The sequence below is a fragment of the Carboxylicivirga linearis genome (assembly GCF_018271995.1).
GTDB classification, from domain to species: domain Bacteria; phylum Bacteroidota; class Bacteroidia; order Bacteroidales; family Marinilabiliaceae; genus Carboxylicivirga; species Carboxylicivirga linearis.
In genome coordinates this window covers 49,489-66,631 of sequence record NZ_JAGUCO010000011.1, presented here as the reverse complement: position 1 = coordinate 66,631, position 17,143 = coordinate 49,489, and the positions used below count along the sequence as shown (strand labels likewise).

At 36.6% G+C, this 17,143-nt stretch carries 12 protein-coding genes; 1 reads left to right on the top strand and 11 read right to left on the bottom strand.

Annotated features, from left to right (window positions below):
- Positions 1-51 precede the first annotated feature (51 nt).
- The 8 genes from KEM10_RS14275 to KEM10_RS14240 all read right to left on the bottom strand — a co-directional run bounded on the left by KEM10_RS14275 (position 52) and on the right by KEM10_RS14240 (position 9,881).
- Positions 52-1,260 (bottom strand): phytase, encoded by a 1,209-nt coding sequence (locus KEM10_RS14275; protein ID WP_212216701.1) that lies wholly within the window; start codon positions 1,258-1,260, stop codon positions 52-54.
- A gap of 5 nt (positions 1,261-1,265) precedes the next feature.
- Complete coding sequence (locus KEM10_RS14270; protein WP_212216700.1) at positions 1,266-3,995, bottom strand: TonB-dependent receptor; 2,730 nt, start codon at positions 3,993-3,995, stop codon at positions 1,266-1,268.
- Between the two features lie 250 nt (positions 3,996-4,245).
- Positions 4,246-5,295 (bottom strand): magnesium/cobalt transporter CorA, encoded by a 1,050-nt coding sequence (corA, locus tag KEM10_RS14265; RefSeq protein WP_212216699.1) that lies wholly within the window; start codon positions 5,293-5,295, stop codon positions 4,246-4,248.
- Between the two features lie 24 nt (positions 5,296-5,319).
- Positions 5,320-5,952 carry a hypothetical protein gene (locus KEM10_RS14260; RefSeq protein WP_212216698.1) on the bottom strand — a complete coding sequence of 211 codons (633 nt, stop codon included), beginning with the start codon at positions 5,950-5,952 and terminating at the stop codon, positions 5,320-5,322.
- Between the two features lie 113 nt (positions 5,953-6,065).
- Positions 6,066-7,676 (bottom strand): ABC-F family ATP-binding cassette domain-containing protein, encoded by a 1,611-nt coding sequence (locus tag KEM10_RS14255; protein ID WP_212216697.1) that lies wholly within the window; start codon positions 7,674-7,676, stop codon positions 6,066-6,068.
- Between the two features lie 590 nt (positions 7,677-8,266).
- Positions 8,267-8,740: a hypothetical protein gene (locus KEM10_RS14250; protein ID WP_212216696.1), complete on the bottom strand. Its 474-nt coding sequence runs from the start codon at positions 8,738-8,740 to the stop codon at positions 8,267-8,269.
- Positions 8,741-8,779: 39 nt separating this feature from the next.
- A complete protein-coding gene (gene arfB, locus KEM10_RS14245; RefSeq protein WP_212216695.1) occupies positions 8,780-9,193 on the bottom strand; it encodes an alternative ribosome rescue aminoacyl-tRNA hydrolase ArfB in 414 nt (137 codons plus the stop codon).
- Positions 9,186-9,881 carry a PrsW family glutamic-type intramembrane protease gene (locus KEM10_RS14240; protein ID WP_212216694.1) on the bottom strand — a complete coding sequence of 232 codons (696 nt, stop codon included), beginning with the start codon at positions 9,879-9,881 and terminating at the stop codon, positions 9,186-9,188. The genes arfB and KEM10_RS14240 overlap by 8 nt, the downstream gene beginning before the upstream one ends.
- Before the next feature lie 126 nt (positions 9,882-10,007).
- Between KEM10_RS14240 and KEM10_RS14235 the strand changes: the two genes are divergently transcribed.
- The gene (locus tag KEM10_RS14235) at positions 10,008-11,351 is read left to right on the top strand and encodes a DUF5723 family protein (RefSeq protein ID WP_212216693.1); all 1,344 of its coding nucleotides are present in this window, start codon (positions 10,008-10,010) and stop codon (positions 11,349-11,351) included.
- 74 nt (positions 11,352-11,425) lie between these two features.
- Here the strand turns inward: KEM10_RS14235 and KEM10_RS14230 are convergent, their stop codons facing one another.
- From KEM10_RS14230 to KEM10_RS14220, 3 genes are all read right to left on the bottom strand, one after another.
- Positions 11,426-14,098, bottom strand: coding sequence for an AMP-binding protein (locus KEM10_RS14230; RefSeq protein ID WP_212216692.1), 2,673 nt, complete (start codon positions 14,096-14,098; stop codon positions 11,426-11,428).
- 95 nt (positions 14,099-14,193) lie between these two features.
- A complete protein-coding gene (locus KEM10_RS14225) occupies positions 14,194-15,441 on the bottom strand; it encodes an MFS transporter (RefSeq protein WP_212216691.1) in 1,248 nt (415 codons plus the stop codon).
- 96 nt (positions 15,442-15,537) lie between these two features.
- Positions 15,538-17,133, bottom strand: a complete 1,596-nt coding sequence (locus tag KEM10_RS14220) for a DUF2339 domain-containing protein (protein WP_212216690.1) — start codon at positions 17,131-17,133, stop codon at positions 15,538-15,540.
- Positions 17,134-17,143 lie beyond the last annotated feature (10 nt).

Below are 17,143 nucleotides of genomic sequence, written 5' to 3'. Positions count from 1 at the left end.
TCTCGAAAACGTTCGAAGTGGCTCTTTTTAAAAAATGATGATTGTTCTAAATTATTTTGTCCACCATTTAAAATTAGGTGTTACTGTTAATTCTGTTTCGTAAATTTTGGCGATGTCAGCCCAGTCAACCAATTTAAAGTTTTGAGGTTTATCTGTGCCATTATCGGTGTTAAAACCATCCTGAACTACTAATAACCCTGTTGGAAAAGCATCTCCCAGTGCCATATTAGTAACAGCTAAACCATCTGTTTCTTCAGCTCCGTCAACTTTGTTATTTCCTTTAATGGTAAAGTTGCCCAAATATTTGTTGTCACCTTCTTTTTCAAAAACAGCATATGAGAAGTTACCCTGTATAGAGGCAATCAAATAGCCCTTGTTGTTGCCGGCATAATAAATATCCAGGCCTTCAATATCAAAAGCAATATTAATGTTTGTGCTGTCGCTATTGGCAAGTATAGTCATGTTTGTATCTGCTTCCTCATCAGCGTCGAGTTTCCAAATAGCTTTGCCTTCTTCTCCAATGTACAATATTCCTTCTTCGTCATCGGCAACCATGCCCTCGCATTGCGATGAAAGGCTAATGGTACGAACAGGTGTAAGTTGAACCTGTCCATCCTTATTGCTGATGAGTAATTGTTGAGTATTACCATTTTTACCGCATACAAATGCATAATACTTATCTGATTTACGACTGTAATACATGCAGCAACCGTATGCATCATCAATTATATTAGAATCCAAACGGGTAGGCTCGGCCTGAAGTGCAATTAAACTATCGGCTGTTACTTCAAAAAGTATAACGCCGTTAGCATTTCGTTCCGAGGCAGCAGCAATAGTTATGGTTCTTCCATCAATTGGATAATTGTATCTCAAATCAACATTATTGACTCTGCCCACTGGGTTGAAGGAAACCAATTCTCCTTGCAAGTTATACAACGCCAATCCCGATTTTTTATCAGTTCCTAAAATTCTTGATTCAGCCGGGTTTTCTTCGTTATACCAAATGGCCGGATCATCAGCTGCATCTACACCATTTTCCTGTGCAACAGGCTGAGTTTCGGCTTTAGGTGAGACAGCTCGACCAATTTGAGATTGCAGTGCCAGTGCATTGGCATATTTAATAGAGTCTTCGATGGCTTCCAATTCACCATCCATTTTTTCAAGGTCTGTTTTTGTTGTTGATGAGGTGTCGCTTTTATGACGACACCCCCCAATAACAAATATAAGTAACGTGAAAATGATTGTTATTTGTTTCTTCATAGATATTAAAAGTTAAAGCGGATACCTCCTTGCATTTTTATACCGTAATATTCAGCCTGCATCGTGTATTTCGATTCGCCTTGATAGTATCGTAACGGTTGGTCTAATAAATTGTTAACCTCTGCAAAGAATTTAAGATTGCTGGTTATATCATATGATCCGCTTAAATCCATATATAAGGCTTTATCGTAGTATCGATCTTCAAATGCTTCTCCTCCGTACTCATCCAAAAAGTCGCTGGCGTAATTTAACGATGCACGTAAAGTAAGTTTTTTACTTTCGTAGAATAATGATGCATTAATGGTATGCTCAGGTGTTCCCGGTAATTTAATGTCTTCATCCTCGCGATCTTCCAGTTTGATGTTGCTTACTTTGCTGTAGTTGTAGCTATAGTTAGCATAGAAACCAAGATGTTTGAAAAATCCGGGTAAGAAAGTTAACTGACGTTGAAAGGCAGCTTCGAAACCAAATAAATCAGCATCTCCCACATTAATAGGCTGGATGTTTTCCCATCTTTCGCCATTAACATCTTCGTAGGTTGTTTGACTTTCAATAAAATCAGTGATGGCTTTGTAATAAACACCTCCGGAAACCAAACCAATAGAAGTGAAATAATGCTCTATCATCAAATCAAGGTTCATTGATTTAGTGGCATTCAAGTCAGGATTACCGTAAGATACTTCCAAATCATCCATGCTGTATATTACATATGGTACCAAATCATAATACTTAGGACGAGCCATGGTGTTGGTCCAGGCAGTCTTTAGTTTTGTGTTTTCGCTAATGTCATATTTCAACAAGATGCTTGGTAAGAAATTAGCATAGTCACTGCTTTCTTTGTCTGTTGGTGTTAATTCATCGTTATCGGCATCATAACTAAAACCAGAATACTCAATATTGGTTTTTTCGTAACGAAGACCAGCTACAGCTTTTAATCTCGATGTAATGGTTTGATCCCAACGTACATAACCGGCAGTTACATTTTCAGTTGCTTCAAAGTTACCTGCAATTTCTTCAGGAACCGATTCTCCTTCAAAATTAGAACCAGTTAAATCCAATTTTCCAACAAATTCTTTGGAAACGAAATTACCTGCAATATAATCTCCAGCACGGAAATTGTCTTTGGTTTTATCTACTGTGTTTGCTGAGCTTGTTGCATCAATAATAAAACCATCTTCATCTGTAGGTTCGTACTCATAAAATTCGTTTTCGCGTTTTTTCTCTTTGCCTTTGTAACGGAAACCAAACTTAAGGTTTGAATTAGTCATTACCGGTAACTCAAAATCCATTCTGAAGTTTTTATCAATGTCATCGGTGTATTGAAATTCTTCAGATAACTCCTTAAAGCCCCAGTTACTGTTTAAATTCCGCGCATCGGCATCATTTACAATTACATTTGGTTTTTCTGTGTCTTTCAGGTCCTGACTAACGCTTACATCTTTATAGCGCATGGTTAAGTAACGTTCGTTTGGACGTTCTTCTTTGGCTTTTGAGTAAGAAGCTTTCCAATCAGCCGTTACAATGCCGAAATGGTGTTCACCGCCTAATGAAAAGTTCATAGTTGACTGATCTTCCAAACGGGCATATTTATTGTCTTCGGTACCTGATTTGGTTTGACGTCGAATTTCAGCTACCATATTTCCGTCATCATCTAATTCAATATCTTTGTATTGAAGTCGGTAACGATTTTCCCAGTCTTTTCTACGATTATAAATACCTTTGAATTCTAATGTGTGATTTTCATTAATAGCATAATCGAATGATGCAGAATAACTTTGACGTTCGCGTTGAACTTCATAAGTCCGAACCTGGAAATCTACCATATTACCATTTTCGTCCCATTCGGCTTCGATGTTATCAGAACCTAACTGATGATTGAAATAAGATCCGGAAATAACCATACCCAGCTTATCATTGAAAAATCTTTCTCCGTAAACAATCGATCCAATAGCCATAGGTTTTTGAGTAAGGAAATTGTATCCGCTACCTAACGACCCAGAAATACGTCGTCCGCCTGGCTTAGATCGGGTAACCAGGTTAACTGAACCTCCAATGGCATCTCCTTCCATATCGGCTGTAACTACTTTATTTACCTCAATGGATTGAACCATGTCGGCAGGAATAAGATCGAGCTGTATAGAGCGTGTTTCAGCTTCGGCAGAAGGAACTCGGTCTCCGTTTATGGTAACCGAGTTTAATTCAGGTGCAGTACCACGGATGTTACCAAAGCGTGCTTCACCCTGGTCGTACTGAACATTAATACCCGGTATACGCTTTAAAGCATCACCTATGTTTGAATCAGGGAAGCGCTCTACCTGATCAGCAGCAATAATATTGGTTACATTAATGCTGTTTTTTTGCTGGTTTAAAGCTTTGGTTTGACCCTGTAGCTGGCCGTTAATTTTAATTTCCTGAAGTTCAATTCCTTCTTTCAAAACAAAATTTGCTTCTGTTCCGTTACCTCCTTTTATTTCAACCGTAATGGATGCCTTTTCAAATCCAATGTAGTTAACTTCTAAAGTATAACTTCCATCTGATAAGTTTTTTAAACGATAAAATCCATCCACATTAGTTATTGTTCCGGTTTCTGTTTGTCCTTGAACATACACAGCTGCACCGGGTAGTGGAAAATTTTTAGAGTCAGTAACACGTCCGTGTATAAATCCACTTTGAGCATAAGTTGAGATACTTACCAATGTTACTAACAACAAGGCAAGTTGTTTCATTTTTTTCATGATTGCTAATAGGTTTAAGTAATTCTGCCGCAAATGTAGAGGTGGGAGGTAAGCAGGAAATTAAACCAATATCAACATTAGATGATTACAATGCTTTTTAAAAGTTAAGTTGTTAAGTTAAGGTTATGTGAAAAATGAAGCACTTGTGAGTAATTGTAGAATAATTAGGGAGATAATGGGTGTTAAAAAATATTTAACATTTGATTTGATCGTGTTTTGATAAATGTATGAATGATTATACAGGTATAAATCAGAACCATCTTTTTCTTTTAAAGTAAGCAATCATTATAACGGTCAATACTATCATTAGTATCCAAACACTTAAATAACCATATTTCCAGCCTAACTCGGGCATATTGTTAAAATTCATACCATAAATACCGGCAACAAATGTGAGAGGAATAAAGAAAGTGGCTACTATGGTGAGTGTTTTCATTACCTGATTCATGCGGTCTCCCTGAACAGAAAAGAATAAGTTGATATTACTTTCTAAACGCATATTAATTTGTTCGCAATCATCAATTATAGTGAGGCAAAGATCTTTTATTTCGAAGTAATATTTAACGTGTTTCGATTCTATCATCTGAAATTCTTCACGCTCAATCATTGAAACAAAATCTCTAATGGGAGTAACATTCCGCTTTATTTGATAAATCTGACGCTTAAAGGATTCAATGTATTCCAATAAGTCAGGACTCAGGTCTATTTTTTTATCAGTAATAGCAATTTCATTTATCTTTTCGTCAATACGAGCTAAGGTTTTAAAATAATTATCCAGTATGGATTCTAATAATAGATAAAGTAGATAATCGGTTTTTCGTTGCCGAACAATTCCAATGTTTTGTCTGATGCGCGACCGGATATGATCGAAATAATCAGCTTTTTTCTCCTGAAATGAAATCAAAAAGTTATCACCAAGAATAAAACTGATTTGCTCCAGATCAACATGGTTATTATCCGATGGAAGAATTGATTTGAGCGAGAAGAACCAGTATTCGTCGTATTCCTGAAATTTAGGTCGCTGATTGATATCCAATATATCCTGCATGGCCAGTTGATGAATACCTAATTGTTGGCATATAAACTGTATTTTTTCAGCATCGTGAATGCCATGTATATTCAACCAGTGCGATTGATTATCCTGAGGAAATTCTTTTATAGCTTTGTAGTCAAACTCAATGTTTTCAGTATGTTGATCGGCATTATAATTAAAGAGTTGAATACTTATTTCTTCGTGGTGAACTTTACCTGTATAATGGGCTATGGCCGGATTAATCTTTTTTCGATTTAGAATCTGCATCCTTTTTATTTTGAGAATTCAATACTAATTTAGCCTTAAAACTATGGATAACAGTGCGGAATTGCTATCAATTCCATATTTAAACTGTCTCGTTTTTATGTCTTCCGTAGGATTATCTCCTTGGGTAATTGATTCTTTTGATTTAATCATTTGGAAGTAAGGTAGTAATTCGATACCAACAATTAAATTATCGGTTAGCTCATAATTTAATCCGAATACCAAATCAAACCCGGGTATGTAGGTGTTAGTTTCTTCTGTCAAATCACCTGAGTTAGAATAGTATGAACCGTAAACAGTCTGATTGTAGGATCCATTTGGATAATAAACTTCCTCATACTGGTAACGAAAAGTAAGATCAATACCCTGACGAGCCCATAAATTATCAGTTAATTGAATTCTAAATTCTTTACCAACCATCAATCCCAAACCATAGTATTTTTGATCAATATCATTACTTGCAGTAGATAAAGTAGTTTTTTCTCCGTTTATCAGTAAACTGCTAAATCGAAATAAAGAGTTTGGTTTTCCTACTCTAAATGTAATGCCGGGACTGTTTCCTTCTCCAAATATTAATCCCAGTTCTTTAATTGTATGGCTCTCCTGCGAATAGGCAGTAAGTGGAAGAATTAGCAAAAACAATAGGAATATTTTCTTCATAGATTAGTTAGTATTTATAGTTTTAAAAATAAATAATAATCTGATACAAATAAAAAGAGCCAGCTCAAAAATAGAACTGACCCTTTGAAATATATATGAGTTGTTACTTGCTGTTAGTATTTCGAATCACGAACAGCTTTGATTTCTTCGCTCTCCAGGTATTCTTCAAAATCCATTAATTTATCAACAATACCGTTTGGTGTTAATTCAATAACTCGGTTACAGGTAGTACGAATAAATTCGTGGTCATGAGAAGCCATTAAAATCTGCCCCGGGAATGTTTTCATGTTGTTGTTAAACGCCTGAATCGATTCCAAATCCAAGTGGTTGGTAGGGTGATCTAATATCAACACATTAGGTTCTTCCATCATCATACGGGCAATCATACAACGCATTTTTTCACCTCCGGAAAGTACCGTAGCATTCTTTTCAATATCATCGTTGCTGAACAACATCTTACCTAAGAAACCACGCATGTAATCTTCCGAAGTATCTTTGGCAAACTGAGCTAACCAATCGTACAACTTAATTTGTTTTTGGAAGAATTCTGTGTTATCCATTGGAAGATAAGCTGTAGTAATGGTTTGTCCCCAGATAAATTCACCAGAGTCAGCTTTAGTGTTACCGTTGATGATTTCGAAAAATCCTGTTACCGCACGATTATCGCGTGAGATAAATACTACTTTCTCGTCTTTCTCGATATTAAAATTTACATCATTAAAAAGAGTTTGTCCATCGATTGAATAACTCAGGTTTTCTACTTTCAAAATCTGATCTCCTGACTGGCGTGAAGGCTGAAAGATGATACCAGGGTAACGACGAGTAGATGGCTGAATTTCTTCAATGTTCAGCTTGTCAATCATTTTCTTACGGCTGGTTGTTTGTTTCGACTTAGCAACGTTAGCGCTAAAACGCGAAATAAACTCCTGTAGCTCTTTCTTTTTCTCTTCGGCCTTTTTATTCTGCATTGCTTGCTGACGGGCAGCTAACTGACTTGATTCGTACCAGAATGTGTAGTTACCTGAGAAATTACGTATTTTATTGAAGTCGATATCAACAATATCGGTACAAACATTATCAAGGAAGTGACGGTCGTGAGACACCACAATCACTGTGTTTTCGAAGTTAGCCAGGTAGTTTTCCAACCAAAGAACTGTTTCAAGGTCAAGGTCGTTGGTTGGCTCATCGAGCAATAAGTTATCCGGATTTCCGAATAAAGCTTGTGCTAATAGCACACGTACTTTTTCTTTACCCGAAAGGTTAGCCATGCTTTGCTGATGCAAATCTTCTTTAATGCCCAAACCGCTTAATAATCCTGCTGCATCACTTTCGGCTGTCCATCCACCCATCGAAGCAAAGTCGTCTTCCAGCTTGGCAGCTTTCATACCATCTTCTTCACTGAAATCAGGTTTCATGTACAATGCATCTTTTTCCTGCATCACATCCCACATCTCTTTATGACCCATCAATACGGTATTCAGTACAGTGAATTCATCAAAAGCGTAGTGATCCTGTTTTAGAACAGACAAGCGTTCGCCCGGTTCCATCTTAACTGTTCCACGAGTTGAGTCGAGGTCGCCGGCTAGTATTCTTAGGAAAGTTGATTTTCCTGCGCCGTTGGCTCCAATTAAGCCGTAGCAGTTACCAGGAGTAAACTTTAGGTTTACATCAGAGAATAGTGGTTTTTTGCCAAATTGTATGGCCAGATTTGATACTGTAATCATTGTATTAAGCGTTTTTGCGGGCGCAAAAATAATACAATTAATTGATTTAATGAATTGTTTGGTGTTAAGAAAGGCTAAAGATTTAGGTAAACAGGCAATAGCCTGTAGAAAGAGGTATGTAAATCAGTTTTTGGTGATAATAATTGTATTAGTATAGTAAATAATGATTTGATATAATGTAGTTGAACCGATATGGCGTTAATAAATAATATCAGAGACTTTCGGGGTGGAGGTATATGTAAATGCTAATTTGTCAATTTCTGCAGGATTGGACAAATATGTAAATATTAAAAGCTTCACTCCGGGCCAGGTGAGCCAATAAGTAAATGTTAATAGGGCGTTTCCTTGAGTAAAGAGCGAATTAGCATTTATTAATTGATTGTTTCCGAGTAAGTAGTGAATTTGTAAATAATAATTGCTTTCTCAACACAAGGCGGACGAATAAACAAATGCTAACGCCCCAATAATTGGACGCTTCAATTATAAACTATATTAAACAGCCATAAAACTATTCGATAGCTTTTAGATTTATATAAGTTGAAAGTGCAGAAACAAGAAGCTAATAGCTAAGGCTCTCAACTAGTCGCTTTTTATTCTTCTTCAGGCCAGATTACTTCTCCTTCTTCATCATCAAAGAAAGGTCCCCATTGAATTTCGGCCAGCAAATCATTCTCGAAAAACAGGTTCAGACTGAAGTCGTTGTTAGTGGCCACCATTTCTTTTGCACTGCCATCGTCAGAAAGGTCTTCCATCTCAAATTCGCCCAGATTAAAGACTTCCATTTGTTCCATCACTTCACCCTGGCTTAATCCAATCAGGTCGATGCCTTCGAACATTACATCAGGCGATGCTGTGGTGATAGATAACAGTTTCCATTCGCCGTCTTCTTCAAACGAAAGAGATAATTCCTCTTCGTCGTAATGCCAGGCTTCCATGGCACCCGACTCCTCATCGCCATCAATCATTTCAATCTCACTTGGCTCACCCATTAACTTTTTTACTTCGTCTCTGCTCATTCCAAAGGTCAATTGACCAAATCCTTGTCCAAGTGTTATTTCTTGCATGGCTATTTTTTTATTTTGGGGCAAAGGTACAGAATGCTTTTAAGATGTGAACCGCCTGTTAGCTTTTTTCTCAGCTTGCTTGCGTTTGCTATTCAATCTTTTTTCGATGGATGATTTGGTTCTTCGTGTTGGCTTTCGTTTTTTCTGAGGCGTTAATGCAGATGCCAGTATGTTATAAAACCGTTCGGTTACAATTAGTTTATTCTTCAGTTGAGAGCGTTCGGTTTGTGCTGTTAATATCAATTCACCTTCCTGACTGAGTTTATTTGCCAGTTTATGAATGAGGATTGACTTTTCATGATCAGTTAAAAGCTGTGATGATTCAATATGAAAACGAAGTTCTACTTTAGAATTCACCTTATTCACATTCTGACCGCCAGGACCACCACTGCGCGATGCAGAAAATTTCAGTTCTGACGAAAAATCCCTGTTCTTTAATTGTTGCTCAGTCATCCGACAAATTTAAGGGTTTAAAAACAGAGTCGTTGGAGTGCTGCAGCAATCTTTTTTTTATGCGGATATATAAATAAACCATTAATGGTGCAAAAGTAAGTAGTAACCATTTGCTTTGGCTCATCAGAATAAAATCGTATAATCCATGAAACAGGAATGGGTAAAAGAATGCATTAAACAAATGAAAGCTCTGATGCTTACCAATAAAACGAGCCAAGCCCAGATGATATCCCATCATTACACCAAACATGGCATGGGCCGGTACAGCTGTAAATGCACGGGCAATACCTGTATGCAATCCATTATCAGTATTCACCACATACATGATGTTCTCAATTAAGGCAAATCCCAAAGAAACAAATACAGCGTAAACAATACCATCAAAGCGTTCGTTAAAATTTTTATTTCGCCATACCAATAACATAACTGCTGTCAACTTAAATGATTCTTCCCAAAACGAGGCCACAAAAAAGGCATCCATAAAAGCATCGATAAACTGATTGTTTTTGTAAGGAAGAAGCATAGAAGCCGTCCATTGTTCACCAAATATAATAGGGATACAAATTAGCATTCCGCCAATCAGAGATTTAATCAATAATCCAAAAGGTTCTTTCTCGTATTTATCGCGATAGTAAATATAGAACAGAATGATAAGAACTGGCGCGGTGGCTATTAAAATAAGGTTCATTAGATACTGTGTAAAATTCAGTTTTAAAATCCTAAAATACTATTTTGTATTAATTATAAAAAAACGGCAAGTTGATTTAAATTTAAACTCACGAATTGATTAACTTGCGTTTTCAATCATAGCCCAATGAAAAAAACATTGATAATCCTGCTTGCTGCATTTTTCAGTGCTTATGCCTATGCACAGGTGTATCAAGGTGTGCATACAAGTTGTTATTATCCTTTACAAAATATTTACAATCAGCCTGCCGATTTAATTTTCTCTAATTATAAATGGAACATTAATGTTTTATCACCTCAAGTGAGTTTGGTAAACAACATTGCATTTAATGAGTCGGATTTTCTGAAGGCCTTAGGAAGGGTTGGGTTTAATGATTTGAAATATTTTTTAGCTTCCGATCAAACTTTGTTATTGGCAACAGGGCATATGATGTTACCTTCCGTTTCGTATCGGATAAACTCAAAACATGCTGTAGCTTTTTCGACCAACCTGCGTGTTGATGGTATTTATAAGTCATCAAATGATGAGATTACCAATCTATTCAGAGGATATGATAATCCTGATATATTAAATGATTTATCAGATGAGCATTTCCAATCGGTAGTAAATCAATGGATGGAGTATTCTTTATCCTGGTCAGGCATTCTTTGGGATAAAGGCGAGCATATAGTCAGTGGCGGAGCAAATCTTAAGTATTTGGTTGGAGGAGGATCGGGCTATGTTGATTTAGATGGGATAAAGGTGATGTATGGGAAAGAAAAAATAGATTATTTTGAAGTTAATGTTTCCTATGCCATTAATAATAATCTTCGTGAAACCATTGATGACGGTAAGGTTGATTTGTTTGGTGATAACGGACTTGGGATTGATTTAGGGGTGGCCTATCGATACAAGCCTGAAGGAGAAGTTAATATTCCTTATAAGTATAAGTTAGGCTTGCTAATAGGCGACCTTGGTTATATAAAGCATAGCAAAGATGTTGAAAGGTCCACTTTCAAGGTGTCTGTACATGATGTACCGTATTCGCGTTTTGAAGGAATTGAAAGTTTTGAAGCCTTGGTTGATTCGCTTCATAATTCGGTGGATATTCAAGAGATAAATAGTAAGGCATATAGGATGAATCTTTCAACCACATTTGCGGTTACAGCAGATTATTGTTTTCATCCTAATTGGTATATAAATGGTTTAATATCTTATCAGCCGGGTTATTATCAAAACCTGTTAAACGTTGTCAATAATAATATTTGGAAAGTGAATTTAACTCCTCGTTTCGAAAATAAAACATGGGGCGCTTATTTGCCAATAACCAGCAGCACTATTGTTACTAAAGTAGGATTGGCTATGAGATGGAAGTATTTGTTTATAGGTTCAAGCACTTTTGTGAGTAACCTTTTTAAACCTGAAGCAGGAAGAGGTGAAATGTATTTTGGTATTAATATTCCTATTGGGAAGTTAGATGATAATTATTAAGTCCGAAGTGCATAGACCGCAGTCCGAAAGGAATATTGTGAGTGATTGACGGAATTTGAACTTAACGCCTCGGACTATTTTTCAATTTTTTCCTTTAGTACTCGATAGTTAATTTTTCCTGTTCCCAACAAAGGAATCTCATCCACTTTTTCAATGCGTTTGATTTTGGCAATGGCTGCCACTCCGTTTTTTAATAAATAATTATTGGCTTCCATTAGGTCAATATCTTTGATTGTAAATAATACAATGTCGGCAGGAGAGACTTTGTCGCTTCCTTCCACTGCCAGCACCTGTTGATCTTCTTCACCATATTTTTCCAACAGAATATTCTCGATAAAAGGCAGACTAATCATCTCACCGGCAATTTTAATAAATCGTTTCAACCTACCTGTTATAAACAAGTATCCTTCATCATCTATATAACCCAGGTCGCCAGTTTTGTAATATTGCTTGCCATCGATAGTTTTAAAAGGTTTTAGTTCAGGTTGATCAAGGTAACCGCCAAAAACGTTGTCACCACTGATGTAAATCATACCTGTTTCACCTGTTGCCAGTTTCTTGCCTGTCTCAATATCAATAATCAAACCTGATAATCCAGGAAGTAACTTACCAACACTATTCAATTTTTGTTTTTCTACCGGGTTTAGCGAAATAACAGGCGAACACTCTGTAATGCCATACCCTTCTAATATCAGTCCATCCTTAGTCATGCTCTCGAATTTTTCTTTTACTTCTAATGGCATGGCTTCGGCACCTGATATGGCGTAATGAATTGATTTAAAAAAGTAAGATGTTCCTTGCGATAAAAGTAATTTTAGAAAGCCTGGCGTTCCAATAAGTACATTGGCTTGTACGTGTTTCAATATTTTCAACACTTCGCGTGCATCCGTTGGATTTGGAGTATAGGCAATCTTTACTCCTGTAATTAGCGGTAGAATACTTAAAACAGTAAAACCAAAGCTGTGAAAAGGAGGCAAGAAGGAAAGGAAGATCTCATTATTGCTAACCTCAATCATATCAAAAACAGAAGATAAATCACTCACAATATTTTTATGCGATAGGGGCACAGCTTTGGGCAGAGCCTCACTTCCTGATGTAAAAAGAATTACAGCAGTATCATCGGGTTGATTGGTTTGTGTAAATGCTGGAAAGGTGGCTTTAAATGCACCTTTCAGCTTTGTGATTAGATTGATATTAGGAACTTCTTTCTCAAGCAGAATAATTTTAGAATGAATGCTCTCAGGAAGCATTTCTTTTACCTTGTCGATAAAAGATCCTGCTGAAAGTATTTTTTTTATCCCTGCTGTTTCTATGCAATGTTCTAAAACCTTGTTTCCAACTGTCCAGTTGAGCATTACAGGTATTTTATCGGAAAGGTAGCAGGCTGCAATTAACAAAGTAGTACTTTGTAAAGCAGGAAGCATGATACCAACATGTTTTTCGGGTACTTTATTTTTTAATAGTTCAGCAACAACGCATGCTTTCAGAAAGAAATCCTTGCGATTGGTTGATCCCAACATGGCATCGTAGGTAAACGAATCTTGCTTGTTATTACTGAAAGTACTAACAAATAACTCCGAAATACTTTTGTAAGGATTGATTTTAATATTCTCTATCTGAGTTAAATCTTTATCCAGATTACTTTGGGGAAGATCTGAGTCACTTTGAAACTTTCCCATGGCGGCCATGCATAAATCAGTAATAGTTCTGATTTCAGTTATTTGAGGAGCCGAAAATGTAGGGAAGCTGTTTTCTACTTCAGATAAAATTTCAACCAGATTTAACGAGTCAGCACCCAGATCAACCTGTAAATAATCCGTTTCTTTTATCTGTTCTGATGGAATATCCAGAACTTCTCCCACGCATAAGCACACTAATTTTAAAGTGTTGGCAGGTATTTCGTCTTCTTTGGTTTCTTGTTTTCTGTGTTTTACTTTTTTTAATGCATTCTTTATTCTGGCTGGTAAATCACGATTGAGTTTTGTAGCCAGAAAGTGTGCTTTTAAATAATTAACCGGTTCTTCTCCATGAACATTGTATGTTTCTTCCAGAAAAGTATTAAACTCATTTTTACCTAATTGACTATTGCTTTTTGTTTGCTCAGAAACGTTTACAAATTCAATGGTAATTTTTCTTCGAGGCATAAAAAATAGCAGATTGACAAAAAGAAAACCAATTGTTTTCAAAAGCATACCGAAGAAATTGGGCGATTTACCCGTCCAGGCTTTTGACCAGCGACTTCCCCAAAAACCTCTAATTCGTGCTGCAATGACTTCAACATCCTGAGGCAGTTCTTTAACTACCCGATAGGCACTTTGTTTGTTCAAAATCTTCTCATATCCCTGTGTGGCAATCTGACCACTTGGGTAAATGACGATATTCTTTTTTAGCTCAAATCCATGATTCACCGATTTAACTATCTCTTCCAGAACATTAGTGTTACGGCTGCCTGCTTCCAAATCACTCACGCGAACCGCTCCCCACGACGAGAACATGGTTTTGGCTACCGGCATATCGTAATAGCCGGAGGTGACTACTGGCACAGCCGTTGTGTATTTATATAAATGAGCAAACAAAACAATCGGATCCATTATAGCCTGATGATTGGGCAATATTAGTTTAGGAGAATCCTGTTTCAATACCTCTTCACCTTTAACTTCAATGGTGTAGCGTAAGCTTAAAATAGCTCTTAACCAACTGAAAAATATTCTGGCGAATTTTATAATTAATGGATGATGTTGTTTCATTTTTATATTTTTTAGTCAGTGGGCAGAAGTCAGTAGAAAAACTTTTTATAAGAAAATCTACATTCAGTATTCTAGAAGTCTAAGTATCTAATGATCTAATTGTCTACTTCTTCTGCCTTTAATTGTTTTGCACCCGGTATTTTCAACCAGGTAATGAGAGTAATTATCCAAATTATACCTGCAATGGTTGCAAAAACAACAACAGAGTTGGTGGCTGATTCCACTAATCCGAAAATTCCTGCTGATGCTAAAATAAACGTAAATAGAACGAGGTTATTATAAGCTAGAATTACTCCCAGTTTTCTACCCTCAACTTTTGATTGAATAAATGAGTTTAATGGTATTTTAAAAATTCCTGCAAAAAAGGCTGTCAGTACAATTAAAATTGTAAATAAGGTTGTTGACGGATTTAATAAAAATATAAGGGTAACGCTGATTCCCATCCCTAATCCACCTATCGGAACTAAATACATTTTTAATTTATGGTTCGAAATCACTCCCGTGACGTAACAACCTGCCCCAATGCCTATCGCAACTAGTGCCATAATGGTTCCTGTGGCAGTGTCAGATAGTTCTAAAACCTGGCGACAATGCGGAATAATGTTCATTTGTAGTAATGAGCCAATGGCCCAAAAAGTTGCTAATCCAAATATTACGGTGTTTAATCCTTTAACTTGTTTGCTCCATTTGAATGAATCTTTTATAAAAACAAAAGGATTCAAAGATGTTGCTTCTTCATCCGGTACCGTTTCTTTTGGATGAATTTTTAAACTGGTTAACCAGCCTAGAAAGGCAAACAGGATGATGGTTGAACAAACAATAACGATGCGATAGGGTGCTAAGGTTTCATTTTGTATGGTATCAGAGACCACACCTGCGGCAAAAGTTCCGATCAAAACACCAATAAAAGTTAGCATTTCCATGGCTCCTGTACCGTAAGGGATTCCTTCTTTTCCTCCAATGTCGCGAATAATTCCGTATTTGGCAGGAGAGAATAACGCACTTTGCAATCCCATCAGAAAAATACCAGACATGGCAATAGGAACATTGTGTAATATAAATCCAATTGCAGAAATCGCCATAATTGGGATTTCAAATAGCTTAGCTTTCTGAATAATTCTGGCCTTGGAATGATCGCGGGCCAGTTTACCAGCTAATGGCGAAAATAAGATGTAAGGAATAACAAATAGCCCCGAAGCCAATGATATAATTATTGATTCTTTATCAGCAGCTAACCAGGTTGTTCCAATAAAAAATATAAGGTATTTCAGATAATTATCGTTTAATACACCTAAGAAATTGGTGATAAACAAAGGTATCCATCTGAATTTTGAATGTTCCATAACAAAAGTTTTATGCTTTTTATTATACGCAAGACGACTGAATAAATCAATCGTCTTGCGTATTTAGCTAAAATAGGAAATAACCCATTAACTTGCTTATGCATTTTCAGTATTATCCTCTGTTTCTTTTATTGGGTTTGGAAGTTCTGTTTCTTCTTTATCTATCCAGCGTTTATTTATGTAGGCAATACCCAAGGTTAATACACCAATAATCATAAGAAAAATCATTTTGCTGATGTTAGCAGCTCCTGATAAATCCCAGAAAAATACTTTAGCCGAAGTGAAAAGAATCACAATGGTTCCCATAATTCTGAAAGACTTGGCTTTAGTATGAGCTCCCCAAAGGAAAATCAATAAAGCATATACAATGTATGAAATAGAAATAGCCAATGGTCGACTGAAATGATCAATGTCGTAGGCAGTCCAGATATTTCGGATTTGAATTGTAAATAATCCTGCTAAAATAATATTTGATACAATGGCAAACAGATTACTCAATACCGGATTCTCTTTTTGTTCTTTTTTGCCCATGTAAAATCCAAAACTAGCCAGTAGCATCCAGGTAAAGGCACCTGCATTAATAAAAGGAATGTATTTTATTCCCCAAATGGTAATCCATTGAACATCCCATGCAACGGTAAACCAATAAATAATTAGCAGCATCCAGGCGGCATAGCTGACATAACGTAGCTCGTATGATTTCACAAATTGTCCGATGGTATAAGCACCTGTAACAACCATAAACCAAAGTAAAGTGGTTACAACATATTCCATTCCATAGATGCTCATGGGTTTGATGTTAGCAGCTGAAATGGCGAAAAGGACCAATCCCAAACAAACATAAATCAACCCGGGAAAGATATTTTTACCCGATAAAAGGTAAACAAATACCGATGCAATCATAAAGGTGAAACCAACCACCAACAAAGGCACGGTAAAAGAGATGTCGAAACTACCCAGAATAAATATCGACCAGAAGATAAACAACATGGCATTCAGCAAGCTCAGATAAAGGTTCCAGCCAGTAAACTGATCTTTTTCTTTATGAGAGGCAAAGATGATTCCGGCCATATATACCATAAACAATGATGCAGCATAAAAGAATGGTCGTCCCCATGATGTTGGATCGAAATAGATGTAGTAAGTGGCGTATACTAAAACAGTTGCAATAAAGGTCATCACTCTTAATTCCTGCCATTTTTTAGCAATACTCACGTAAAGCGATCCAAGGTTAAGAATCAATACATATGCAAACAAAACCATGTCGTGCTCGGGCTTGGCTTTCATCAAAATGGGGGAAAGTAAACCTCCCAACACACTAATGAATATTAAACCTCTCAGTTCATACTTATAGCTGATTAAAGTTGTTAGGGCTGATAGAGCCAGAACAGAGATGAGCATTACATTGTAAGGCCAGTTCAGATTATCGGTAAAGGCAATGTAGGTAAAGGTTGCATAAATAATGCTGATGCCTGAGCCTGACAGAATCTGATAGGTGTAAAGAGCGCTTTTGCGGTAATAGGTAAATCCGCTAAATAGCAAGGTCACTCCAATGGTAAAGCCTGAAAGGACGCGAATCTCAGGTGGAAACCATCCGCTTTCAAAGGCTATTTTCAGGAAATAGGTAAATGCCGAAAACAAAAACAAAATTCCCAGTGACGTAATCCAATGCTTTTTTATCAGGTCAATCATGATTAAAAAT

Excerpts from the sequence above, each read along its gene's own strand:
- KEM10_RS14260 (WP_212216698.1), bottom strand. The coding sequence starts at position 5,952 with ATGAAGAAAATATTCCTATTGTTTTTGCTAATTCTTCCACTTACTGCC.
- KEM10_RS14250 (WP_212216696.1), bottom strand. The coding sequence starts at position 8,740 with ATGCAAGAAATAACACTTGGACAAGGATTTGGTCAATTGACCTTTGGA.
- KEM10_RS14235 (WP_212216693.1), top strand. The coding sequence starts at position 10,008 with ATGAAAAAAACATTGATAATCCTGCTTGCTGCATTTTTCAGTGCTTAT.
- KEM10_RS14275 (WP_212216701.1), bottom strand. The coding sequence starts at position 1,260 with ATGAAGAAACAAATAACAATCATTTTCACGTTACTTATATTTGTTATT.
- KEM10_RS14225 (WP_212216691.1), bottom strand. The coding sequence starts at position 15,441 with ATGGAACATTCAAAATTCAGATGGATACCTTTGTTTATCACCAATTTC.
- KEM10_RS14230 (WP_212216692.1), bottom strand. The coding sequence starts at position 14,098 with ATGAAACAACATCATCCATTAATTATAAAATTCGCCAGAATATTTTTC.
- corA (WP_212216699.1), bottom strand. The coding sequence starts at position 5,295 with ATGCAGATTCTAAATCGAAAAAAGATTAATCCGGCCATAGCCCATTAT.
- KEM10_RS14255 (WP_212216697.1), bottom strand. The coding sequence starts at position 7,676 with ATGATTACAGTATCAAATCTGGCCATACAATTTGGCAAAAAACCACTA.
- KEM10_RS14270 (WP_212216700.1), bottom strand. The coding sequence starts at position 3,995 with ATGAAAAAAATGAAACAACTTGCCTTGTTGTTAGTAACATTGGTAAGT.
- KEM10_RS14240 (WP_212216694.1), bottom strand. The coding sequence starts at position 9,881 with ATGAACCTTATTTTAATAGCCACCGCGCCAGTTCTTATCATTCTGTTC.
- arfB (WP_212216695.1), bottom strand. The coding sequence starts at position 9,193 with ATGACTGAGCAACAATTAAAGAACAGGGATTTTTCGTCAGAACTGAAA.
- KEM10_RS14220 (WP_212216690.1), bottom strand. The coding sequence starts at position 17,133 with ATGATTGACCTGATAAAAAAGCATTGGATTACGTCACTGGGAATTTTG.